Genomic DNA, 23628 nt, shown 5'->3' with positions numbered 1-23628 from the left:
TTTTCACCAGGCCCTCACCATCGCGCCAGCGATCACTGGCAGATAAGGCCTGATCAGGGGCTTGTCTCGGCTTTTCCAAGCTTCAACCGCTTGCGTACGCCCCGGAACAGATCTTGCCCGGCAGCCTCTTCCCTGCCGCCCTCGGGCATCTCGACGAGCACCGTGTAGCGCTCGCCGGCCTCGGTGACGACGTAGAACGCCAGGCGGTGGACGGGACGCGCAGTGTCGCTCTCCTGCGCGAAGTACGTCACGTCGAGCAGGGCCGCGTCGACGCCGTGGTGGTTGGCCGCCACGACGGTGCCCTTCGCCTCGGACGCGGTGAACCCACCCGCGCGCGGGCCGCCGTCCGTCAGCCACTTCAGCTCGCCCCGCGCCCACTGGACGGCTGTGTCCGTCGCCTTGCCGGCGCGCTTGAGCTCGACCCGGACGGGGTTGCCGCGCTCCTCAAAGGTGATCTCCTTGTCCTTCGCGAGCTCGGCCTCGGAGGTGACGGGTTCACGTGTGTACGTGGAGGGGACGGAGATCTCCGCGTCGAGCCGGGACTCGAGGTAGGGCCGCCAGGTCTGCCATGCCTCCGGGGTCTCCATCGGCGGCGGGGTGGTACGGGTGGATGCGCCGGCGCGCTTGTCGTTGCCGGTGTCCGGCGAGCCGGGTGCGTACGCCCAGACCGCGACACCGACGGCGACGGCGATTGCGGCGAGGGCGACACGGGCGCGGGCGGGGGGCCTTGGTGGCGTCGAGGGGTCGGGAGCGGCCGACGGGGCGGATGCGCGGCCTCCGAGCCGTACGGTCCCGGAGTCGGAGTCGACCGGGCCGGAGTCGTCCGTAGCCGCCTGCTGGGCCTCCCGCCTTCCCGGCAGCCGGCCGGCTCCGGTGGACCCGGCCACGGGCCAGTCCACCTCGGACCCTGGCCACGCCGCCTCCGGCCGGTTCTCTGTCTCCGGCGGGGTCGGCGGGGTCGGCGGGCTCTCGGTCTCCGCCGGGGCCGGTGGCCGCAGCGTCGACGCGCTGCCCTCCGCGACCGCCGCCAGTTCCGTCTCCACCTCGTCGACGGACGGCCGGTGTTCCGGGACCTTCGAGAGCAGGCGGACGATCAACTCCGCCAGCGGGCCCGCCTTGACCGGCTTCGGGGCCTCGGCCTGGAGGATGGCGGCGAGCGTCGACTCCAGGGTCGTACGGCGGAAGGGCGACCAGCCCTCCGCTGCCGAGTACAGCAGCACACCCAGCGACCACAGATCCGACTCCGGAACGGCCGTGACGCCCGACATCCGCTCCGGCGCGATGAATTCGAGCGAGCCGACGAACTCACCGCTCACGGTCAGCGGCTCCTCGCCCTGGATCCGCGCGATACCGAAGTCGGTGAGCACCACCCGGCCGTGCGGGCCGAGCAGCACATTCGCGGGCTTCACATCGCGGTGGACGATCCCCTTCGTGTGCGCCGCGCCCAGCGCGCCCGCCACGGCGAGCCCGATCCGTGCCACCTCTGCCGGAGGCAGCGAACCGCGCTTGAGCCGTTCATGGAGCAATTCGCCGCGGATCAACTCCATGACGATCCAAGGGAGTCCGCCGTCCATCACGACATCGTGGACGGCCACGGCCGCCGGGTGCTCGACCTGGGCCGCAGCCCTGGCTTCCCGCCGCAGCCTTTCGTAGAGCCGCTGCTGGGACGGCTCGCGGGGGTCGCCGGGCAGCCGTGGCTCCTTCACCGCGCAGTCGCGGCCGACGAGTTCGTCGCGCGCCTGCCAGACCGTGCCCATGCCGCCGGACCCGACACGTACGGTCAGCCGGTATCGGCCGCCGATCAGCCGGCCCCCACCGCTGCCGCCCTCGCCCCTGCCGCCGTCACTCCTGTTGCCGTCACTCCTGTTGCCGTCGCCCCCGTCTGCCGGCTCCGGCTGCCCCGCCGGGCTCACAGATCCTGGATCTTCAGATGCTCGACGACCCCGTCGAAGAGCTTGGTGCCCTCCCTCGCCGCCCAGCCCTCCGCGGGCCCGGCCACCCGCAGCCGCCAGTAGACCTCGTCCGCGCCCTTGCCCGTGCCGACGAGGCGTTCGTGCCAGCGATACCGGATCGGGTCGTCGTTCGAGTCGCTGAACTGCACATAGTCGACAAGCGTGTCGAACGCCTTCCTGCCCTGCTGCGTCGTGGACGAGGACCTCACCTCCTGGTCCTTGATCTCGGTGCCGTCCTTGCCGCCCTTCTCGTAGTACTGCCGCCAGACGTCGGCCTCCGGCTTGAGCTCGCCCTCCACGGTCTTGGTCTCGATGCGCTCCATGTAGACCTGGAAGACACCGCTCGGATCCCAGTACGTGACGCTGTTGCCGCCGTCGCCCTCGACCCGCTCGTACTCCGCCGGAACGGCGATGTTCGCCGAGACGACCTCACGGTCCGGGCGGACCTCCCAGCCCTCCGGGATCCCGTCGCCGCCGAAGGGATCGGCGAAGATCAGGACCAGGGCGACGGCCACCGCGAGCACCCCGCCGCCGAGACCGAACTGCGCCGGCCGGTTGCCCTGCAGCACCGGCGGCACCCACCGGCTCCCACGCCCGGCCGGGCTGCCGGCGCCCTGGCCGGGGGCGCCCGCCAGAAGCCTGGTCGCATCGAGCGGGACCTGGGGCGGCCGCGCCACCGACTCCAGCGTCTGCCGGATCTCCGCGGCGTCCGGCCGCATCGCCGGGTCCTTGCGCAGCAGTTGCATCACCAGCGTGCCGAAGGCCCCGGAACCGCGAGCGGGCGTCTGCGGCTCGGCGGAGAGCACCGCCTGCAGCGTCGCGGGGCTGTTGGAGCGGCGGTACGGAGACATGCCCTCGACCGCCGCGTACAGCACCACACCCAGCGACCACAGATCCGACTCGGGACCCGGCTGCTGACCCAGCACCCGCTCCGGCGCGATGAACTCCGGCGACCCGACGAAGGCCCCGGTCTCCGTCAGCCCCTGCTCGCCCTCGACCTGCGCGATACCGAAGTCGGTCAGTACGACCCGGTCGCCGCGCCCCAGCAGGACGTTGTCCGGTTTGACATCGCGATGCAGCACGCCGGCCTCGTGGGCCGCGGAGAGCGCGCCGAGTACGGCGAGACCGATCCTGGCCGCCTCACGAACGTCGAGCGTCCCGTCCTGCAGCCGGTCGGCGAGCGACTGGCCGTGCACCAGCTCCATGACGATCCACGGTTTGGCGTCCTCGATCACCACGTCGTGCATGGTGACGACGGAAGGGTGGTCGATCCGGGCCGCGGCGCGCGCCTCACGCTGCATCCGCAGATAGACCTTGTCCCGCTCGCGCTCGTTCACATGGTCCGGCAGGCGTGGCTCCTTGACCGCGACGTCGCGGTCCACGACCTCGTCGCGGGCCCGCCAGACCGTGCCCATTCCGCCGTGTCCGAGGCGCGAGACGAGGCGGTAGCGACCGCCGATCAGCCGCCCCACCTCGGGATCGGTCCCGGCACCCGAACCGACGCCGGCGCCCGAACCGGAACCGGCGCCGGAAGCGGCGGCATCTCCAGAGCGCGAACCGGGCAGCTCGGACGCCTGCGTGGGCAGGTACGCGCCGCTCTGCGACGGCACCTGCGCGGCGTTCGGCGGCCGGAGTCCATAGCTGGTGGGCTCGTTCGCCCGTCCCCCATCGTTGGTCATGCTCACATCCTGACCATAAGTGGATGTGGATACCACCGGCCCAGCGGAGCGGATGCAGACCCGTGACCGTGTCCGCGCGTCATCTGTGCGGCGTGAAGGAGTCAAGCGCGGTGTCGAAGTGCCGTCGCGCCTCGTCGAGTCGGCCGACCGGCGCCGAGACCCAGACGTCGTACATCGTGCCGTCCTCGTCCCAGCAGATGTCGTACGTGTGCCGGGGCCCCTCGGCCTGGGAGTAGCCGTTCCAGGTGAACTCCCAGAGCGCGGCGGACAGTCCGTTGTGCGTGGTCGGTGTGACCTTGGCGTCGTGGTAGCCGGGATTGGTGTTCGGGCCGTCGGCGTCCGAACGTCGCATCGAACCGAGCGGCCCGTCGGAGGCGGGGTTCTGCACGCGGACGCCGATCCTGATGCTCTTGTCCGACGCCATGAAGTAGACCCGTTTGTCGTCCTCGGAGCGGACAAAGCCCTCGGGGACGGCGAGCGCGAACCCGTCCGGGTCGGCCACGGTGAGGTAACCGTCCGGCGCCACGGGCCTGTTGGCGGCGGCGGCAGAGGTGGTGACGGTCACCGTGGGGGTCGGCTGCGCGCCCGGGGCGGGTGACTGTGCGGTGCGTACCGGCGGCGTACTGCTCACGACCGTGGGGCTCGGCGTTCTTCCGGCCTGTGCGCCGCCCGGCCCGTCGTCCTGCAGCAGCACCGCGGCCGCCCCTCCCGCTCCGGCCAGCGCGGCGACCACGGCGGCGGCGACCAGGAACGGCGCCCGACGGCGGGGCGCGGACGGGGGCGCCGGCGCGGCGACCGGCTGCCGGGGCGAGGACGCGGGCGGCGTGTCCTGGCGGGTGGGTGTGTACTGCGCCGCGACCACCGGCAGCGAGCCCGTCGTGATGTACGTACGCAGCAGATCCTCCGCCTCCGCCGCACCGAGCCGGCGCTCCGGGTCCCGTTCGAGGAGCCCCATGACGACGGGCAGCAGCGGGGCTGCCTGCGCGGGCGGACGGATCTCGTCCTCGACGACGGCGTGCAGAATGCCGCCCAAGGAGTCGCGGCGGAACGGCGATTCACCGCTGAGCGCCGCGCACAGCAGCACACCGAGCGACCACAGATCGGACGCGGGACCGGCCATGTCGCCCGACATCCGCTCCGGCGCGGTGTACTCCGGCGATCCGACGAACGACCCCGACTCGGTGATCGTGGTGGCCCCGGCGAAGTGCGCGATGCCGAAGTCGGTGAGGACGACCCGCCCGGTGGACTCCTCCAGCAGTACGTTGGCGGGCTTCAGATCCCGGTGCAGCACCCCGAGCCCGTGCGCGGCACGCAGCGCGCCGAGCAGCGCGAGCCCCATCCGCGCCGCCTCCGCCACATCGACCGGACCCCGGTGGGAGATCCGTTCGGCGAGCGAGCCACCGTCGACCAGTTCCATGACGATGTACGCGAGTCCGTCATCCACCACCACGTCGTGGACGACGATGACATGCGGGTGCTTGACCCGGGCGACGGCGCGGGCCTCGCGCAGGGGTGCGGCCGCCGAGGTGTACGGAGACGCCGGACGGCCGGAATTCCCGTCGTCAGGATGGAGCTCCTTGACGGCGACACGACGGCCCAGCAGCTCGTCGTCCGCGCGCCACACGGTGCCCATGCCCCCGCGCCCAAGCAGGTCCAGGAGCCGGTAGCGGCCCGCGATCAGCCGCGATTCCTCGGACACGCAACTCCTTCTCGATCAGCCTGCGTCCATCATGCCGGAGGCTGCCAGCCGCCGAGCATGGTGTCGAACTGTTCGCGGGTCGTCGCCCAGTCCTCGGCCGGGCCCGACATATAGAGCGCGTACTCCGTGCCGTCGTCCTCGTAGTAGATCTGGTCGATGGCCCGCCGCTTGCCCGGGAAGTCCGTCTTTTCGGTCCAGGAGAACTCCCAGAGCGCGGAGTTCGTATGGTCGCGGAAGGTATTGGGGCGCAGCTTCACCTTCTGGTACTTGGGCAGGCGCTTGACACTCTTCTCCATGTCCAGCATGTGCATGTACGGATTCTCGAAGTCCGGCGAGGTGTCGCTGCTGATCCGGATGCGGTGACGGCCGTTGTCGGGCGTGTAGTCGATCTGGTCGCCGTCCGTCTGGCGCGTCCAGCCCTTCGGCACCAGCAGGCTGAAGCCTTCCGGGTCGTCGACGCGGTGCCAGCCGGACGGTGCGGACGCCGACGGGGAGGTGTCCGGGGTCGACTGGGTGCCCGTACTGTCCGGGCCGTTCTTGCCGGCCGCGTACTTCATGGCGGCCAGTCCCGCGCCACCGCCGACGACGGCGGCGAGTACGACGACGATTGCCGCCATGCGCAGCCGACCGCCGCGCCGCGGTGCCGACGCCGAAGCGGTGGTGTTGACGTGGGTGTTGGCGTTGGTGTTGGTATTGGTATTGGTGTGGGCGGGGACCGGGACAGGTGCGGGCCGCGTCGGCGCGGGCGTCCTGGCGGTCTCGGGCCGCACGTTCCGCTGGGTCGTCCGCTGAGTGGGCACCTGCGGCTGCTTCGGGGCCGGCCCGCGGCCGTCCATCGCCGCCAGCAGCATCCGTTCGGCCTCGGCGGCCGAAGGGCGGGCGGCGGGGTCCTTGCGCAGCAGCTCCATGATCACGGGCGTGAGCAGACCGGCCGAGTCGGGGTGGCGCGGCTCCTCGGCCACCACCGCCTGCATGGTGGAGAGCGGCGAGGAGCGACGGAACGGCGACTCGCCCTCCACCGCCGTGTAGAGCGTCGCGCCCAGTGACCAGAGGTCGGAAGCCGGCCCCGGATCGGCGCCGCGCACCCGCTCGGGAGCCAAGTAGTCGATGGATCCGACTATTTCCCCGGTGCGGGTGATCGTCGAGTCGCCCTCGATCGCGGCGATTCCGAAGTCGGTGATCAGGACCCGGCCGTCGCGATTGAGCAGTATGTTGGCGGGCTTGACGTCCCGGTGGAGCACACCGGCGGCGTGCGCGGCACCCAGCGCGCGCAGCACGTGCAGCCCGATGCGGGCGGCCTCGAGCGCCTGGATCCGTCCGGACTCCTTGGCCGCGTCGGCGAGCGAAGGCCCGTCGACGTACTGCATGACGATCCAGGGGCGCGAGTCGTGCTCGAGTACGTCATGGACGGTGACGACACCGGGGTGGCTGATCCTGGCGGCGGCCCGGGCCTCTTTCTGAGTGCGGGCATGCAGGACGATCCGGTCGGCTTCGGAGGCATACCGACCCGCCGTCAGCTCCTTGACCGCGACGACCCGGTGCAGCACCTCGTCGTGTGCGCGCCAGACCTTGCCCATGCCGCCGGTGCCGATCGTCTCGCTCAGCCGGTAACGCCCGGCGAGCAAGAGACCCGCGCCCGTGCTCTGAGAGTGTTCCACGTCCCCCGCCCCGTTTCCTTGGGATCACAGGTTACGGAGGTGAAGTACGGGCGCGGAACCTCGGATGGCTCAAGTGACCTCACTGTGATGCTTGTGACTCTGCGCAACGACAGCCAAAACGCCCGCTAACGGGTGTACGGCAGGTGTCCAGGTGTCTAACGGGTCGCGCGGTAGGCGTTCGTGGCTTCCTGGTAGGCCTCCGTCACCTTGTCGCGCCGGTCCTCAGGGCCGATCACCTGGATGACGTGATAGCTGCCGTCGACGATCAGGGCGAGGTTGCGCACATAGACCTCACGGCCGCTGCTGTCCTGCCAAGTGAACTGGCCCTCTGCCATGGCCTGCTGCCCGACGTCGATACGGCGCAGTCCGGTCGCCCCGGCCCAGGAGGAGTCCCGGAACGGCTGGAGCTCGCGCTCCTTGTCTCGCTGGTATGCCAGCGGGTCGTTGCCGTTGGTCTTCACGGGGTCCCGGCCGGGGACGACTATCAGTGTGAAGATTCCGTCGGTGTAGCGGACTTGGCCGCTGTCATTGATGGAACGGCGCTGCCAGGTCTTGTCGACGGCGATCTGGAAGCCTTCGGGGTCCTTGCGCAGCGCATAGCCGTCCGGGAGTTTCCCGGCCGGGGCCGAGGTCTGCGGCTGCTGGGCACTCCCGGGGCTGCCGGTTGAGGTCGCGGGCGGGGTGTCCGGGGCGGTGCGGTCCGGGCTCGCGCTGCTGGCCGGCGGGCGGGCGCCGTTCTTGGGCAGCGGCTGGTCCTGTTGCTGTTGGCCGGACTTCGGCATGAACAGCACCGCGTACGCGACGGCGGCCACCAGGACGACCAGGATCAGCAGCAGGAGGGTGCGGCCGAGCGCCCGCAGCCCGCGCTCGCCGCGTCTGCGCCGCTCCCGCTTCGACTTCGCGTGGCGGTGGCGGCCGTGGACCACCTCGGCCGAGCCGGCGCGGCGCTTGCGCACCAGCTCGCCCCGGCGGCGTACGACGGGCAGCCGCGTGCCGTCGACGGCGCTCGCCGGCAGCGGCACGACGTCCATACCGGCCTCGGGCTCGGGCGCGGACCGTACGAGTGAACGCAGCCAGCCGCGCAGCTCCTCGAAGTCCGGGCGCTCGGTGGGGTCCTGCCGCAGCAGCGACTCGACGACGGGGCGCAGCGGACCGCACTCCTCGGCGAACGCGGGCGGCTCGGCGCAGACGAGCTGGACCAGCTCGACGGCGCTCTCCTCGGGGTACGGGGCATGGCCCTGCACGGCCCGGTAGAGCAGCGCACCGAGCGCCCACAGATCGGTCGAGGGGCCGACCGGGGCGGCCAACTGCCAGTTCTCGTGGACGGGTCCGGCCTGCTCGGGCGCCCATCGCTCGGTGACGGCACCGACGACCGCGATGCGCGCCTGCCGGGCGCGCTCGGCGGCGAGGGGCGTGGCGGGGCCGCGGTACGCGGGGGTGCCGCCGCTCGCGACGATCTCGTCCCAACGCCCGGTGGGGGCGCTGCTGCCGGCCACGACGGGCTGCCGTTGGGCGTCTGCGCGCAGTGCGTCCCCGCCACCGCCGTGCTCCCAACTCCCGCTGCTGCCTGCGGCGGGGGCGGCGGGCCGGGGGCCGGACGGGGCGCCGGAGCGGGCGCCGGGCAGGGCGGGCCGGGCGCCGTAGGGGTCGCTGCTGCCTTGCGGGGCGCGTCCGCCTCCGGGCCGGGGGGCGGGCAGCGCGGGAGGGGAACCGCCGTAAGGGCTGCCACCGGAGCGGTCGCGGTCGGAGCGCTCGGAGCGTCCCGAGCGGTCTGAGCGGTCTGAGCGGTCGCGGTCGGAGCGGTCGCGGTCGGAGCGGTCGCGGTCGGAGCGATGGCCGCTGTCCGGTGCCGCCCGGCGCACACCGTACGGCAGTTCACCGTCGGCGGGCCCGGCACCTGTGGGGACTCCCTGTACGGGCCTGCCTCCGGCGGGCATGCCGCTGCCGCCCGCGGGTACGGGTCCGGGACCTTCACTGCCCGGGAACGGCCCGTCGTGCCACGTCCCGGCCAGCCGGGCGTGGCCGGGACCGCGAGAGCCGTCGCCCGGATACCAGCCACCCTCGTCGTCCCCGTCGTCCTCGTCGTCCTCGTCGTCGTCGATGTCGTCCACGTCGATGGCCGGGCGCAGGTCGCCCGGTCGCTGGGCCCACCAGTCCGGGTCGTAGCCGGTCTGCACCGGGCGGTCCACCGGATCGCCCGGCCCCTCGTCCGGGCGCTGGTTCTCGCTGACGCGTGCAGCGGCCCTGGCGCCCGCGCGATACGCGGCGATCGCGCCCGCCCTGGCGGCGCGGACATCCGGCACACCACCGCGGGTCCCGCTGCCCGGCAGCGCGACCGGTGCTGGGGGCGCCTCGTACGGACCGTCATCCTCGGCATCCGCATCCGCATCCGCATCCGCCGCGGCATCCGCATCCGCCTCGTCGTCCGCATCTTCCGAGCGGGCGGTCTCCAGCGCTGCCCGCCCCGGCGATGCGGGAACTCCCGCCGCCGGCAGCGGCTCCAACTCCGCGTCAATAACCTCGTCCTGCTGGTCACTCTCCTCCGGCGGCGCCGGCACCGGGGCGTATCCGCAGAGCGCCTCCTCGGCCGCACCGGACGCAAGTCCGGTCAGAACCACGCGCCCGTCGTCGCAGACAAGCACTGTGCGGACGGTGATGTTCCGGTGGGTCCAGCCGTGCGCGTGCAGTACACGGAGCGCGGTGAGCACATCGGAGGCGACCTCGGCCGCGCGATACGGACTGAGCGGCTTCTCCGCGAGGAGCGCCGCCAGCGGCCGGGCCGCGACGCGTTCGCTCACTATCCAGAGCGAGCCGCCCTCCGCGAAGACGTCGAAGACCTGGTCCAGGCGCGGGTGATCGGGGATCTGTGCCGCGGCCTGCGCCGCGTCGATGGCCCGCCGCACCGCCGGGTCCGTGGGCCGTCGCGTCGTGCGCCCCTGGGCTCTCCTTGGTACCGCGGCACCGGCCATGCCGTCCGCGTCGAGCACCTCTGCGTCCACGACCTCCGGTAACGGCACCTGCCGCACCAGGACTTCCTGTCCGCTGTAGGTGTCGAACGCGCGGGTCTCGACCAGTTCGTACGCGTCGGAAGGCGGCAGCGGCAGGCGGTAGCGGTCGGCGAGCACCCGTCCCGCATAGTCGTCCACGACGCCTCCCCACGAGCGCGCTGTCCCCCGGCTGGTCCCGGAGGCCGACACCAAACCGTCAATTCCGGTCGTTTGACGGCCTCTTACGACCCCTCGCGGCTGCGTACCGTCCGCGAGCTCTCACGATACGTGGCCTTACTCAGTCCTTGGGCTTGAATGTGGCGAACGCCGTCTTGCGCAGCGTCTCGCACTCCGCGCTACCCCACTCGCTCGCCACGCACGTGATCATGATCGAGTAGCCGTGCGTGGCATCCACCCTGAAGCCCCTGTTGAGGATCCGTACCCGCTTGCCGTCCTGATTGCGCTCGAACTTCCAGTCGGCGACGGTCGGATAGCCGTTGTACTCGACCGCGCGGATCCCGAGGTGCTTGTAGCCACTGCTGCTGCCTGCGGTCCCCGGCATCGCCGCATTCCAGGCAGCGGCGGCGTCGTCCTTGGGGCTGGGGTTGAAGTCGACCTGGATGCGCGGGAATCCACCACCGGCGCTGAAAATCCCGCCGGAGTTCTCACCCGCGATGCCGGTGAGCTTGAAGCCCTTGGGCATCGCCATGGTGAAGTGGAACTGGTCGTTGGACATCATCGCGTACCCGGCCGGCAGCCCGTTCCCGCCCGCGGAGTCGTCGGTCTTGGGCTTGCCCGACGGCTGCCCGGCCGCGCCGCTGCCGCCGGTGTCATCCTTGCCGCCGCCCGTGCCCGTGTCCGTGCCCTTACCGGTGCCCTTGCCGGCGTCCGTGCCCTTGCCGTTGCCGTTGCCGCCGTTCGTGGCCCCGGCCGAAGCGGACTTGTCGCCCTTGGGCTTGCCCTTGCCGCCCTTGTCGTCGCCGCCCAGCGTCAGATAGAGCCCGGTGGACAGCACGGCGAGCGCGGCGAGGACCGCGATGATCACCAGCGTGCGGCGCGGCACCACATCGGTGAGCGGCGCCCGCACCGGCGCGGGCCGCGCGGCGGGTGCCTGCGGCGTGGGCCGCGGGTTCGGCTTCTGTTCCGGCTTCGCGGCCGCCGCCGCGTTCCGTACGGAGCGCAGCGCACCGCGCACCCGGTCGGCCGAGGAGTCCTTCGGCTTCGCCTCCGGCGGCTTCGGAGGGAGCGGCGGCAGCGCGATGGCCCGGGTGGCCTCGGGCGACGGCTCCGGCTCGGCGACCCGCTCCGGCGCCTCGGGCGCGTGCAATACATCGATGAGCAACGCCCGTGCGCCCGCGTCGTCAAGACGCTGATCGGGGTCCTTGGCGAGCAGGCCGTAGATGACCTCCTCCAGCGGGCCCGCGTTCTTCGGCGGGTCGAGCGGCTCGGTCATCACGGCGGTCAGCGTCGCGATCGCGGAGCCCTTGTCGTACGGCGGGCAGCCCTCGACGCTCGCGTACAGCAGGCCTCCCAGCGACCAGAGGTCGGCGGCCGGCCCGGGCTTGTGGCCACGGGCGCGCTCGGGCGAGATGTACGAAGGGGCGCCGACGAGCATGCCGGTCGAGGTGATCGACGGGTCGCCTTCGACCTGCGCGATACCGAAGTCGGTGAGCACCACACGCCCGTCCGCGCCGATCAGCACATTGGACGGCTTCACATCGCGATGCAGGATGCCCTCGCGGTGCGCGGAACGCAGTACGTCGAGGATCGCCAGCCCGACCTCGGCGGCCCGCCGCGGAGTCAGCGTGCCGTCCTCACGTACGGCTTCGGCGAGGGACTTGCCCTCGACGAGCTCCATGACGATCCACGGGCGGTCGTCCTCGTCGACGACGTCGTAGACGGTCACCGCGCTGTTGTTGCGGATCCGGGCGATCGCCTTGGCCTCGCGCAGCGTACGCGTGATGAGCCGGCGCTTCTCTTCTTCGTCGATGCTGTTGGGGAAGCGCAGTTCCTTCACGGCGACGGTACGGCCGAGCGTCTCGTCGACGGCTCGCCAGACCGTGCCCATGCCACCGCGCCCGAGCACGCCTCCGAGCCGGTAACGCCCGGCGAGAAGCCGCCCTTCGGTCTCCCGCCCGAACCCCTTTCCGCCCGCGGCAGCCTTGGCAGCGCCCTGCCCGGCTCCGGACGCGACGGCCCCGGCCTTGGACCCGGACCCTGCCCCGGACCCCGCAGACCCAGCCTTGGCCCCACGCTCAGCGGACCCTGCCCCGGCCGCGGAGTCCGCAGACCCAGCACCGGACCCGGCCTCGGCACCGTGACCGGAAACCTTCTCCGCACCCCACCCTGAGCCCCGGTCAGTCCCCCCGGAACCCTTCGCGGGCCCCGCCCCGGACCCGGTCCCGGATCCCTTCACGGGCTCCGACCTGGGCCCCGGCTCGGGCTCCTTGCCGAGCTCCTTCTTGGAGTCCTTGGACTCCGCCTCGAGCTCCGTCCCGGAATCCTGCCCGGCGTCCCGCTGGGGCTCCTCGGCCGTGTCCCGCTGGGGCTCCCGCGACTGCTCCGCCTCCGACATGCGTCCCCTCTGCGATCCCTGATCTTCGCCCGCGCCTGCCGCTTCCCGCGCGATGCGGTAACCCGCCCTGGCAGAGCCCCCATTGTCCCCTACTCCAGGACCGGCGTTTCTCCCGGGTCCGCCGTCCGCCGGGACGGGTCCGGAAGCATGGGACCACCCACAATGCCATTACTCGCGGTGAAGCTCACCGCTCCGCTGGTCGTAGCCCTGCCCGGCCAAACGGACGGCACCCCTCCGTTCCACTCGCCGCCCCGAACCGACCTTTCCAGAGGCCGATTTCCGCCGGTTCGGGGCCGGAAGCAGGGAGCCGGACAGATCTCCAGAGGTCAGATCGGCACGATGTCCGGCGCCCCCAGCCGCGCCGCGTCCGCCGTCAGGTCGTCCGGCTGCCGCTGCGATTCACGCTCCGCCTCGACCCGCTTCTCGTAGTGCTCCACCTCCTTCTCGATGTGCTCCTTGTCCCAACCCAGCACCGGCGCCATCAGCTCCGCACACTCGCGCGCACTCCGCGTCCCCCGGTCGAAGGTCTCGATCGAGATCCGGGTCCGTCGTGTCAGTACGTCGTCGAGGTGCCGCGCCCCTTCGTGCGAGGCGGCATAGACGATCTCGGCCCGCAGATAGTCGTCCGCACTGCCCAGCGGCTCACCGAGCGTCGGATCGTCGGCGATCAGGGTCAACAGCTCCTCGATCATCGAGCCGTACCGGTTCAACAGATGCTCCACGCGCACCACATGAAGCCCGGTCCGCGCCGCGATCCTCGCCCGCGCGTTCCACAGCGCGCCGTATCCCTCGGCCCCGACCAGTGGCACGTCCTCCGTGACGCACGCGGCCACCCGCTGGTCGAGCGCGTGCACCGCCTCGTCCACCGCGTCCTTCGCCATCACGCGGTACGTCGTGTACTTACCGCCCGCGACGACCACGAGACCCGGCACCGGATGCGCCACCGTGTGTTCGCGCGACAGTTTGCTGGTCGCGTCCGACTCCCCGGCGAGCAGCGGCCGCAGCCCGGCGTACACACCCTCGACGTCGTCCCGGGTCAGCGGCACCGCCAGCACCGAATTGACGTGCTCCAGCAGATAGTCGATGTCCGCGCTGGATGCCGCCGGATGGGCCTTGTCCAGGTCCCAGTCGGTGTCCGTCGTCCCCACGATCCAGTGCCGGCCCCACGGGATGACGAACAGCACCGACTTCTCGGTCCGCAGGATCAGCCCGCTCGTCGAGTGGATCCGGTCCTTGGGCACCACCAGATGTATGCCCTTGGACGCGCGCACATGGAACTGCCCGCGCTCCCCGATCAGCGCCTGGGTGTCGTCCGTCCACACACCCGTGGCGTTGACGACCTGTTTGGCCCGGATCTCGTACTCCCCGCCGGCCTCGACGTCCTGCACCCGCGCCCCGACGACCCGCTCGCCCTCCCGCAGGAACCCGACCACCCGGGCCCGGCTGGCGACTTGGGCGCCATAGCTCGCCGCCGTGCGCACCAGCGTCGCCACATAGCGTGCGTCGTCCATCTGGGCGTCGTAGTACTGCAAGGCCCCGACCAGGGCGTCCTTCTTCAGACAGGGCGCGACCTGCAGCGCGCGCCGTTTGGAGAGATGACGGTGGACAGGCAGTCCGCGCCCGTGCCCCGACGACACCGACATCGCGTCGTAGAGCGCGACGCCCGATCCGGCGTACAGCCGCTCCCAGCCCTTGTGCTGCAGCGGATACAGGAACGGCACCGGTTTCACCAGATGCGGTGCCAGCCGCTCCAGCAGCAGCCCACGCTCCTTCAGCGCCTCCCGTACGAGCGCGAAGTCCAGCATCTCCAGATAGCGCAGCCCGCCGTGGATCAGCTTGCTCGACCGGCTCGACGTGCCCGATGCCCAGTCGCGCGCCTCGACCAGACCGGTCGAGAGCCCGCGCGTCGCGGCGTCCAGCGCGGTCCCGGCTCCGACCACGCCCGCGCCCACTACCAGCACGTCCAGTTCACGCTCGGCCATCCCGGCGAGCGCCTCGGCGCGCTCCGCGGGTCCCAGTGTCGCTGTCCTCACTGTTGCCTCCCGTCGCCCCCGTGTGTCCCCTGCGGTCGGGCTCACAACGTCGATTCTGTCCGCACTCGGCGACTTCAGCCACCGGCTGTGGATAACACTCGGCCAGCCACAAGCTTGCAATGCGGCATATCGGTCATATTTACGCCTAGTCTGACATTGCGCACGCTCGTTCTGCCCACAGGGCTTGCGCTCTCTGTCCCCTCCGGCTAAGGGAAGGACGGCCAACGCCATGCCCGCAGATCTCGCCGTCATCGGACTCGGCCACCTCGGCCTGCCCCTCGCCCAAGCCGCCGTAGCCGTCGGCATCGAAACCATCGGCTACGACACCGACCCACGCCACCTCACGGAACCGGCCGCGGGACGCACCCCCGCCGACATCCGCCGGATGCTCTCGGGGGGCTTCCGGACCGTCACCGACCCGGGCGAACTCGGCCGCGTACGCACCGCCGTCATCTGCGCCCCCACACCTCTCGGCGCGGACGGCACCCTCGACCTCACAGCGGTCGCCGAAGCCGCCCGGGCACTGTCGGCCCGACTGCGCCCGCACACCACCGTGCTGCTGGAATCGGCCGTCCAGCCCGGCACCACGGAGAACTTCCTCCGCCCCATCCTCGAGGAAGGCTCCGGACTGCGGGCCGGCCGCGACTTCCATCTCGCCTACTCCCCCAGCCGCGTCGACCCGGGCAGCCGCACCCACGACTACGCCAACACCCCCAAGGTCATCGGCGGTCTCACCCCGGCCTGCACCGAATCGGCAGCCACCTTCTACAGCCGGCTCACCGACAAAGTGGTCCGCGCTCGCGGACCGCGCGAGGCCGAGACCGTCAAGGTCCTCGAGACGAACTTCCGACATGTCAACATCGCCCTGGTCAACGAGATGGCGGTGCTCTGCCACGACCTCGGCGTCGACCTGTGGGACGTCATCCGCTGCGCCGAGACCAAGCCGTTCGGCTTCCATGCCTTCCGCCCCGGCCCGGGCGTCGGCGGCTACGGCGTCCCCCTCGACCCCAACTGCCTCCCGCACACCGGCCGTACCACCGGCCACCCCTTGCGAATGGTCGGCCTAGCCCAGGAGATCAACACCCGGATGCCGCAGTACGTCATCCAGCGCTGCGCCACCCTCCTCAACGAACACGGCAAATCGGCCCGCGGCGCGCGCGTGCTGCTCATGGGCATCACCTACAAGCCGGACCTCGCCGACCTGGAGAGCTCCCCGGCGACCGAGATCGCCCGCCGTCTGCTGGACCTCGGCGCAGCCGTCAGCTACCACGACCCCTACGTCCCCGACTGGCGCGTCGGCGATCAGCCGGTGCCTCGGGCCGACTCGCTCTACGAGGCCGCCGCCAGCGCGGATCTGACGGTGCTTCTCCAGCACCACCGCACGTACGACCTCCAGGGTCTCGCGGTCAAGGCCCAACTCCTGCTGGACACAAGGGGAGCCACCCCGGTCGGCGCAGCGCACCGCCTCTGAGCCCTCACAACGGCTCGATAACTGAATGCTGCACCGTCGGACCGGGCTGCTAGTCTCCGGGACCTCCGCTCGCACGGTCGTGCGATGCATTCGTCCCTGGGGGAAATTCCACATGAGCCAGCCTGTTCCACCGCCGTCCGGCAACCCGTTCGCCGGCGAAGGCGCCCCGTACGCCCCGACTCCGCCGCCGGCCCCGGTCCGCGACAACGTCGGCCTCGGCCTGGTGGCCGCCGTCGTCGCCGCCCTGGTCGCCGCGGGCGCGTACGGCGCCATCGGCGGTGCGATCGAGCGCGAGATCGGTTACGCAGCCATCGGCGTCGGCTTCCTTGTCGGCTTCGCCGCCGCCAAGGTCGGCGGCCGCAACCCGGCCCTGCCCGTCATCAGCGCGGTGCTCGCGCTCGGTGCCGTGTACCTGGGCCAGCTGGTCGCCATCGCGGTCATCTTCACGAAGTTGGGCGACCTCTCCTTCACGGAGTACTTCTTCGGCCACTTCGGTGACCTGACCAAGGTGTGGAAGGAAGCGGCGGACTTCATGTCCTACGTCTTCCTCGCCATCGGCCCGGTCGCCGCGTTCGCCGGTGCCAAGAAGGCCAACGGCTGATCCACGCAAGCGAAGGGGCCCCGCACCACCAGGTGCGGGGCCCCTTGTGCGTACTGACCGTACGAGCCGTACGACCCGTACAGACCGTACGACCGCCGGCGGCGGTGTCAGCGGCGGTGCTGCGAGTCCGCCACCGTCACCTCGACGCGCTGGAACTCCTTGAGCTCGCTGTAGCCCGTCGTCGCCATCGCCCGGCGCAGCGCGCCGAAGAAGTTCATCGAGCCGTCGGGGCTGTGCGAGGGACCGGTGAGGACCTCCTCGGTCGTGCCCACGATGCCCAGGTCCACCAGCTTGCCGCGCGGCACGTCCTCGTGGACTGCCTCCATGCCCCAGTGGTGGCCCTTGCCCGGCGCGTCCGTCGCACGGACCAGCGGGGAGCCGATCATCACCGAGTCCGCGCCGCAGGCGATCGCCTTCGGCAGATCGCCGGACCAGCCCACGCCGCCGTCCGCGATGACGTGGACGTACCGGCCGCCGGACTCGTCCATGTAGTCGCGGCGGGCCGCGGCCACATCGGCGACAGCGGTCGCCATCGGAACCTGGATGCCCAGGACGTTGCGCGTGGTGTGCGCGGCGCCGCCGCCGAAGCCGACCAGGACGCCCGCGGCGCCCGTACGCATCAGGTGCAGCGCGGCCGTGTAGGTGGCGCAGCCGCCCACGATGACCGGCACATCGAGCTCGTAAATGAACTGCTTCAGGTTCAGCGGCTCGGCCGCGCCAGAGACATGCTCGGCGGAGACCGTCGTACCGCGGATGACGAAGATGTCGACGCCCGCGTCCACCACGGCCTTTGAGAACTGCGCGGTGCGCCCCGGCGAGAGCGCGGCGGCGGTCACCACACCCGAGTCGCGCACCTCCTTGATCCGCTGCCCGATCAGCTCCTCCTTGATCGGGGCTGCGTAGATCTCCTGCAGACGGCGGGTCGCGGCGTCCTCGTCGAGCTCAGTAATCTCGTCGAGCAGCGGCTGCGGGTCCTCGTACCGGGTCCACAGGCCCTCGAGGTTGAGCACACCCAGTCCGCCCAGCTCACCGATGCGGATCGCGGTCTGCGGAGAGACCACCGAGTCCATCGGAGCGGCCAGGAACGGCAGCTCGAAGCGGTAGGCGTCGATCTGCCAGGCGATCGAGACCTCCTTCGGGTCCCGCGTACGCCGGCTCGGTACGACGGCGATGTCATCGAACGCGTACGCCCGGCGGCCGCGCTTTCCGCGCCCGATCTCGATCTCAGTCACGATGTGTGGCCTTTCCCTCTACGTCTGCGGTTCCAGTATCCCCGACACACACGGGAGGGGCGGCCCCGGAACCCCGGAGCCGCCCCTCACCGCATGCGTTCAGCACACAGCTGTCAGCGCCTGGTGTAGTTCGGCGCCTCGACCGTCATCTGGATGTCGTGCGGGTGACTCTCCTTGAGCCCCGCCGACGTGATCCGTACGAACCGGCCGCGGTCCTGCAGCTCCGGCACCGTACGTCCGCCGACGTAGAACATCGACTGCCGCAGACCACCAGTCAGTTGGTGCACGACCGCGGAGAGCGGACCGCGGTAGGGCACCTGGCCCTCGATGCCCTCGGGCACCAGCTTCTCGTCGGAGGCCACGCCCTCCTGGAAGTAACGGTCCTTCGAGAAGGAACGCTGCTCGCCACGGGTCTGCATCGCGCCCAGCGAACCCATGCCGCGGTACGACTTGAACTGCTTGCCGTTGATGAAGAGCAGTTCGCCCGGCGACTCCTCGCAGCCGGCGAGCAGCGAGCCGAGCATCACCGTGTCCGCGCCCGCGACCAGCGCCTTCGCGATGTCGCCGGAGTACTGCAGACCGCCGTCACCGATGACCGGGACGCCGGCCGCCTTGGCGGCGAGGGAGGCTTCGTAGATCGCGGTGACCTGCGGTACGCCAATGCCGGCGACCACACGCGTCGTACAGATGGAGCCCGGTCCGACACCGACCTTGATGCCGTCGACACCGGCGTCGATCAGCGCCTGTGCGCCGTCGCGGGTGGCGATGTTGCCGCCGATGACATCGACTCCGGCCGCATTCGACTTGATCTTGGCGACCATGTCGCCGACCAGCCGGGAGTGGCCGTGCGCGGTGTCGACGACGATGAAGTCAACGCCCGCCTCGATCAGCGCCTGGGCCCGCTCGTACGCGTCACCGGCAACACCGACGGCCGCGCCGACGAGCAGCCGGCCGTCCTTGTCCTTGGCGGCGTTCGGGTACTTCTCGGCCTTGACGAAGTCCTTGACCGTGATCAGGCCCTTGAGCACACCGGCCTCGTCGACCAGCGGAAGCTTCTCGATCTTGTGCCGGCGCAGCAGCTCCATGGCGTCCACACCGGAGATCCCGACCTTGCCGGTGACCAGCGGCATCGGAGTCATGACCTCGCGCACCTGGCGCGTACGGTCCGACTCGAAGGCCATGTCGCGGTTGGTGACGATGCCGAGCAGCTTGCCGGCGCGGTCGGTCACCGGGACGCCGCTGATACGGAACTTGGCGCACAGCTGGTCGGCCTCGGTGAGCGTCGCGTCCGGGCTCACCGTGATCGGGTCGCTCACCATGCCGGACTCGGAGCGCTTGACCAGGTCGACCTGGTTGGCCTGGTCGGCGATGGAGAGATTGCGGTGCAGCACACCGGCGCCGCCCTGCCGGGCCATGGCGATGGCCATACGGGCCTCGGTGACCTTGTCCATCGCGGCGGACAGCAGCGGAATCTTCACCCGTACGTTCTTCGAGATGTACGAGGAGGTGTCGATCTGGTCGGGCGCCATGTCAGAGCAGCCCGGCAGCAGCAGCACATCGTCGTAGGTCAGCCCGAGTGTCGCGAATTTATCGGGCACTCCGTCGACGTTGGTCATGACACCTTCCCCAAATGGCCTTGATCGGTGCGGATGTCCATGCTAACGGGCTCAGCAGCGGTCTCATTCCACGATCAAGATCAGCGAGCAGCTTTGTACATTCATACGTACGAGACGCGCTGCTCGGTTCAGTGCTCGGCCAACCGTTCGGTTCGGCCCGCGGGCTACTGCTCGGCCAGGGCGCGCAGCCGACTGAGCGCCCGGTGCTGGGCGACACGCACTGCGCCGGGTGACATTCCCAGCATCTGCCCGGTCTCCTCGGCGGTCAGTCCCACGGCGACCCGCAGCACCAGCAGCTCCCGCTGGTTCTCCGGCAGATTGGCGAGCAGCCTCTTGGCCCACTCGGCATCGTCACTGAGCAGCGCGCGCTCCTCGGGACCGAGCGAATCGTCAGGACGCTCCGGCATCTCGTTGGACGGCACGGCCGTGGATCCCGGATGCCGCATGGCCGCCCGCTGCAGATCGGCGACCTTGTGGGATGCGATGGCGAAGACGAAAGCCTCGAAGGGCCTTCCGGTGTCCTTGTACCGCGGCAGCGCCATCAGCACCGCGACACAGACCTCCTGCGCAAGGTCCTCCACGAAGTGACGCGCGTCGCCCGGCAGCCGGCTGAGCCGGGCACGGCAGAAGCGCAGCGCGAGCGGATGGACATGCGCGAGGAGGTCGTGCGTAGCCTGCTCGTCGCCATCGACGGCACGGTGAACGAGTGCACCGATCACCGTGGTCTCGTCGTCGCGCATCGGTCCATGGTGCCTTGGCGGCTGAGAATCCGTGGCACTGCGTCCAATGTTGTGCACCGAAGCGTTATGAGCAGGTGCGCCGGAACTCATCTCCTGCGCCCTCCCCTCCCGCTCGACCGACTTGTCCCCGAGGAACTCCACATCTCAAGCATGCGGCATCGCGCGGGAAACGGATGCCCACGGCTGTCCGCCGCCCCGCCCGCCGAGTGGCGGGCGGGATCCGTCGTACCGCCGTGGTAACCACTCGCGATTACCTAGCGGACCAGGCCCCAGCGGAATCCGAGCGCGACGGCGTGCGCCCGGTCCGAAGCGCCCAGCTTCTTGAAAAGCCGCCTGGCGTGCGTTTTCACCGTGTCCTCGGAGAGGAAGAGCTCGCGGCCGATCTCGGCGTTCGACCGGCCGTGACTCATTCCTTCGAGCACCTGGATCTCACGCGCGGTGAGCGTCGGCGCCGCGCCCATTTCCGCCGAACGCAGCCGGCGCGGTGCCAGCCGCCAGGTCGGATCGGCGAGCGCCTGGGTGACCGTCGCCCGCAACTCGGCGCGCGAGGCGTCCTTGTGCAGATAGCCGCGAGCACCGGCGGCGACCGCGAGCGCGACGCCGTCCAGGTCCTCGGCGACGGTCAGCATGATGATCCGGGCGCCGGGATCGGCGGAGAGCAACCGGCGGACCGTCTCGACGCCGCCCAGTCCGGGCATGCGTACGTCCATCAGAATCAGGTCCGAGCGGTCGGCGCCCCAGCGGCGGAGGACTTCCTCGCCGTTGGCCGCGGTCGTCACGCGCTCGACGCCGGGCACGGTCGCAACCGCGCGGCGGAGCGCCTCTCGGGCAAGCGGGGAGTCGTCGCAGACGAGGACGGATGTCATGGCCGCCCTCCGCAGCTGATGCGCGTCACCTTGAGCCTCCAGGCTGAGTACGTTTCGTCACCTGTGCGGTTGAACGCTCTCGGACATGTGCCCGAGCGCTTGTTGTTTCAACCGCCTCCGCACTCTCAACGACGGTCACTCGAAAGAGTTACGGGTCGGACAGCCGCCTTCAGCACTCTACGTGAGGGGTCGTGCGCAGAGGAGAGCACCGCAGGTCATGCGTCCTTCATCAGTCAGCTATGCCCCATTTAGCGGCTTTTCTTCCCTTTTCCTGGTGTCTGTGGCTAGATTCGCAATGAGTCATATTTACATCTACTAACACCGTAGATGTACGGTCGTGGTCACGGTACGAGTGCCGGATCCGACTCGTATCGCGTCTGATCCGACCTGTCCTGTATCCACTCAGCACGGTTTCAAGGGGACAAGCGCTATGGCAGATTTCTCCCGCCTTCCCGGACCCAACGCCGATCTGTGGGACTGGCAGCTCCTCGCAGCCTGCCGCGGGGTGGACAGCTCTCTCTTCTTCCACCCCGAGGGTGAGCGTGGCGCTGCACGAAGTGCGCGCGAGAACTCGGCAAAAGAGGTCTGCATGAGGTGCCCGGTCCGCGCGGAGTGCGCGGCACACGCACTGGCGGTGCGGGAGCCGTACGGCGTGTGGGGCGGACTGACCGAGGACGAGCGCGAGGAGCTGATGGGGCGTGCGCGGCATCGACTGATCCCGGCGAACAGCGTGGGAGGCGTACCGCGGGGCTGACCCCCGCGGTACGGAAGATCCGAAGAAACGTTCCTGCAGCGACTCTGCCCTGGCGAGGGGCGCTCAGGGCCGTCGTGGCGCCGCCAGAGTCAGCTGGTCGAGAGTGGCGGCGACCGCCGGGACCTGCGCCAGGTCCGGGAGCGTGAGCGCCACGATCTCGCGCTGGACCGCCGGCTCCACGGTCACGGTGCGCGCGGCCTTGGGCCGAACCGACTCCATGGCCAGCTCGGGCAGCACCGCCACCCCCAGACCCGCGGCGACCAGGCCGATCACCGCCGGGTAGTCGTCGGTGGCGAAGTCGATACGAGGGGTGAAGCCCGCCTCCTCGCAGACCTCGACGAGCTGGCGGCGGCAGCGCGGGCAGCCCGCGATCCAGGGCTCACCGGCCAGATCGCCGATGGTGACGGATTCCGATTCGGCGAGCCGGTGCCCTTCGGGAACGAGGCCCACAAGGCGGTCGGTGAGCAGCGGGCGGACGATCAGGTCGTCCCACTCCGTGTCTGTCGCGCCGTAACGGAAGGCGAGCGCCACATCGCAGTCACCCTCCCGCAGCATCTCCACCGAGCGCGGCGGCTCGGCCTCGACGAGAGAGACCCGGGTGCCCGGGTGGGCCGCGCGCAGAGCGGCGAGCGCGGTCGGTACGAGGGTCGAGCTGCCGCTGGGGAACGAGACCAGCCGGACCCGGCCGGCCCGCAGACCGGCGATGGCGGCGATTTCCTCCTCGGCGGCGGTGAGCCCGGCCAGGATGCCCGAGGCGTGCCGCACGAGCGCCTCACCCGCCTGGGTCAGGCGCATTGCGCGGCCTGTACGAATCAGCAGCGGGGTACCGGCCGACGTCTCGAGCGCCTTCATCTGCTGGCTGACGGCGGGCTGTGTGCAGCCCAGCGTGCGCGCGGCCGCCGAGAACGAGCCGGTGGCGGCAACGGCACGCAGGACACGGAGATGACGGGCTTCGATCACTCTTCGAATATAAGGGGCCCTTGGAGGGAAGAACAATAATTGGATGGTTCGTTTGAGAGCGGGGGGTAGCGTGGCGTCCATGAAGGTTCTGACCGTGAACGTGGGACGGCCGAAGGCCGTCGACTACACCGACGGCGCGGGCGGCACGACCGGCATCGACAAGCGGCCGGCCGATGGGGCCGTACGGGTGATGGAGCCGGGCCCCAAAGGGCAAGGGGCCAGCGGGGTCGTCGGGGACACGGTCTGCGATCTGCGGCACCACGGCGGGACCCACCAGGCCGTGTACGCCTTCGCGCGCAAGGATCTGGACTTCTGGGAGCGGGAGTTGGGGCGGCCGCTGGCCAACGGCTCCTTCGGGGAGAACCTCACGACGAGCGGGCTCGATGTGAGCGGGGCGAAGATCGGCGAGCGCTGGCGGATAGGCGACGGGCTGGTGCTGGAGGTGACCAGCGGCCGCATTCCATGTCGTACGTTCGCGAGCTGGCTGGGTGAGAAGGGCTGGGTCAAGCGCTTCACGCGGCACGGCGCGCCCGGCGCGTATCTGCGGGTCGTCGAACCCGGCGAGATCCGCGCGGGCGACGCGATCGAGATCGTGCACCGGCCGGATCACGAGGTGACGGTCGAGCTCTCGTTCCGGGCCGACACCACGGAGCGTGAGCTGCTGCCTCGTCTGCTCGCGGCCGGCGAGGCGCTCCACCCCGAGCTGCTGAAGGACGCCCGCGAGTACGTCGCCAAGCAGGGCAGGTAGGGAAACCTCGGACAAGGCCTTCGGGAAGGCAAGGGAATTCGGGCGGGCAAGGGGCGT

The 23628-nt window shown here is 70.6% G+C and carries 16 protein-coding genes; 4 read left to right on the top strand and 12 right to left on the bottom strand.

The window, feature by feature from the left end; all coding sequences use genetic code 11:
• Nucleotides 1–53: 53 nt before the first annotated feature.
• From AB0D12_RS08860 to AB0D12_RS08830, 7 genes are all read right to left on the bottom strand, one after another.
• A complete protein-coding gene (locus tag AB0D12_RS08860; protein ID WP_362678806.1) occupies nt 54–1805 on the bottom strand; it encodes a serine/threonine-protein kinase in 1752 nt (583 codons plus the stop codon).
• A gap of 104 nt (nt 1806–1909) precedes the next feature.
• Entirely contained in the window at nt 1910–3631 is a 1722-nt protein-coding gene (locus AB0D12_RS08855; protein WP_362678424.1) for a serine/threonine-protein kinase, read from the bottom strand.
• Between the two features lie 79 nt (nt 3632–3710).
• On the bottom strand, nt 3711–5330 hold the full coding sequence (locus tag AB0D12_RS08850) for a serine/threonine-protein kinase (RefSeq protein WP_362678422.1): 1620 nt from the start codon (nt 5328–5330) through the stop codon (nt 3711–3713).
• A 29-nt stretch (nt 5331–5359) separates the two neighbouring features.
• Complete coding sequence (locus tag AB0D12_RS08845) at nt 5360–6988, bottom strand: serine/threonine-protein kinase (RefSeq protein ID WP_362678420.1); 1629 nt, start codon at nt 6986–6988, stop codon at nt 5360–5362.
• Nucleotides 6989–7143: 155 nt separating this feature from the next.
• Nucleotides 7144–10134, bottom strand: coding sequence for a protein kinase (locus AB0D12_RS08840; RefSeq protein WP_362678419.1), 2991 nt, complete (start codon nt 10132–10134; stop codon nt 7144–7146).
• A gap of 139 nt (nt 10135–10273) precedes the next feature.
• Nucleotides 10274–12550 carry a serine/threonine-protein kinase gene (locus AB0D12_RS08835; RefSeq protein ID WP_362678417.1) on the bottom strand — a complete coding sequence of 759 codons (2277 nt, stop codon included), beginning with the start codon at nt 12548–12550 and terminating at the stop codon, nt 10274–10276.
• Between the two features lie 326 nt (nt 12551–12876).
• A complete protein-coding gene (locus AB0D12_RS08830) occupies nt 12877–14583 on the bottom strand; it encodes a glycerol-3-phosphate dehydrogenase/oxidase (protein ID WP_362678415.1) in 1707 nt (568 codons plus the stop codon).
• Nucleotides 14584–14812: 229 nt separating this feature from the next.
• Here AB0D12_RS08830 and AB0D12_RS08825 point away from each other — a divergent pair, with 229 nt between their 5' ends.
• Together AB0D12_RS08825 and AB0D12_RS08820 are read left to right on the top strand one after the other, a co-directional pair.
• On the top strand, nt 14813–16054 hold the full coding sequence (locus AB0D12_RS08825) for a nucleotide sugar dehydrogenase (protein WP_362678413.1): 1242 nt from the start codon (nt 14813–14815) through the stop codon (nt 16052–16054).
• Nucleotides 16055–16166: 112 nt separating this feature from the next.
• Nucleotides 16167–16655, top strand: coding sequence for a hypothetical protein (locus tag AB0D12_RS08820; protein WP_362678411.1), 489 nt, complete (start codon nt 16167–16169; stop codon nt 16653–16655).
• Between the two features lie 107 nt (nt 16656–16762).
• On the opposite strand, the gene AB0D12_RS08815 is transcribed toward AB0D12_RS08820, so the two are convergent.
• From AB0D12_RS08815 to AB0D12_RS08800, 4 genes are all read right to left on the bottom strand, one after another.
• The gene (locus AB0D12_RS08815; protein ID WP_362678409.1) at nt 16763–17887 is read right to left on the bottom strand and encodes a GuaB3 family IMP dehydrogenase-related protein; all 1125 of its coding nucleotides are present in this window, start codon (nt 17885–17887) and stop codon (nt 16763–16765) included.
• Between the two features lie 113 nt (nt 17888–18000).
• Nucleotides 18001–19503 (bottom strand): IMP dehydrogenase, encoded by a 1503-nt coding sequence (gene guaB, locus AB0D12_RS08810; RefSeq protein ID WP_362678407.1) that lies wholly within the window; start codon nt 19501–19503, stop codon nt 18001–18003.
• 164 nt (nt 19504–19667) lie between these two features.
• Entirely contained in the window at nt 19668–20243 is a 576-nt protein-coding gene (locus AB0D12_RS08805) for a sigma-70 family RNA polymerase sigma factor (RefSeq protein WP_326652003.1), read from the bottom strand.
• 254 nt (nt 20244–20497) lie between these two features.
• Entirely contained in the window at nt 20498–21109 is a 612-nt protein-coding gene (locus tag AB0D12_RS08800; protein ID WP_003948568.1) for a response regulator transcription factor, read from the bottom strand.
• A gap of 430 nt (nt 21110–21539) precedes the next feature.
• Between AB0D12_RS08800 and AB0D12_RS08795 the strand changes: the two genes are divergently transcribed.
• Nucleotides 21540–21863: a WhiB family transcriptional regulator gene (locus tag AB0D12_RS08795; protein ID WP_327325527.1), complete on the top strand. Its 324-nt coding sequence runs from the start codon at nt 21540–21542 to the stop codon at nt 21861–21863.
• 63 nt (nt 21864–21926) lie between these two features.
• Here the strand turns inward: AB0D12_RS08795 and AB0D12_RS08790 are convergent, their stop codons facing one another.
• Nucleotides 21927–22823, bottom strand: a complete 897-nt coding sequence (locus AB0D12_RS08790; protein ID WP_362678405.1) for a LysR family transcriptional regulator — start codon at nt 22821–22823, stop codon at nt 21927–21929.
• Between the two features lie 79 nt (nt 22824–22902).
• On the opposite strand from AB0D12_RS08790, the gene AB0D12_RS08785 reads away from it, so the two are divergent.
• Nucleotides 22903–23571 carry an MOSC domain-containing protein gene (locus AB0D12_RS08785; protein WP_362678403.1) on the top strand — a complete coding sequence of 223 codons (669 nt, stop codon included), beginning with the start codon at nt 22903–22905 and terminating at the stop codon, nt 23569–23571.
• The last annotated feature ends 57 nt before the right edge of the window (nt 23572–23628 follow it).

This window comes from Streptomyces sp. NPDC048479, assembly GCF_040651435.1.
Taxonomy (GTDB): Bacteria; Actinomycetota; Actinomycetes; order Streptomycetales; family Streptomycetaceae; genus Streptomyces.
The sequence above is the reverse complement of the archived record's forward strand: the minus strand, read 5'-3'. Positions and strand labels throughout refer to the sequence as shown.

Excerpts from the sequence above, each read along its gene's own strand:
- AB0D12_RS08855 (WP_362678424.1), bottom strand. The coding sequence starts at position 3,631 with ATGACCAACGATGGGGGACGGGCGAACGAGCCCACCAGCTATGGACTC.
- AB0D12_RS08835 (WP_362678417.1), bottom strand. The coding sequence starts at position 12,550 with ATGTCGGAGGCGGAGCAGTCGCGGGAGCCCCAGCGGGACACGGCCGAG.
- AB0D12_RS08825 (WP_362678413.1), top strand. The coding sequence starts at position 14,813 with ATGCCCGCAGATCTCGCCGTCATCGGACTCGGCCACCTCGGCCTGCCC.
- AB0D12_RS08820 (WP_362678411.1), top strand. The coding sequence starts at position 16,167 with ATGAGCCAGCCTGTTCCACCGCCGTCCGGCAACCCGTTCGCCGGCGAA.
- guaB (WP_362678407.1), bottom strand. The coding sequence starts at position 19,503 with ATGACCAACGTCGACGGAGTGCCCGATAAATTCGCGACACTCGGGCTG.
- AB0D12_RS08805 (WP_326652003.1), bottom strand. The coding sequence starts at position 20,243 with ATGCGCGACGACGAGACCACGGTGATCGGTGCACTCGTTCACCGTGCC.
- AB0D12_RS08800 (WP_003948568.1), bottom strand. The coding sequence starts at position 21,109 with ATGACATCCGTCCTCGTCTGCGACGACTCCCCGCTTGCCCGAGAGGCG.
- AB0D12_RS08795 (WP_327325527.1), top strand. The coding sequence starts at position 21,540 with ATGGCAGATTTCTCCCGCCTTCCCGGACCCAACGCCGATCTGTGGGAC.
- AB0D12_RS08785 (WP_362678403.1), top strand. The coding sequence starts at position 22,903 with ATGAAGGTTCTGACCGTGAACGTGGGACGGCCGAAGGCCGTCGACTAC.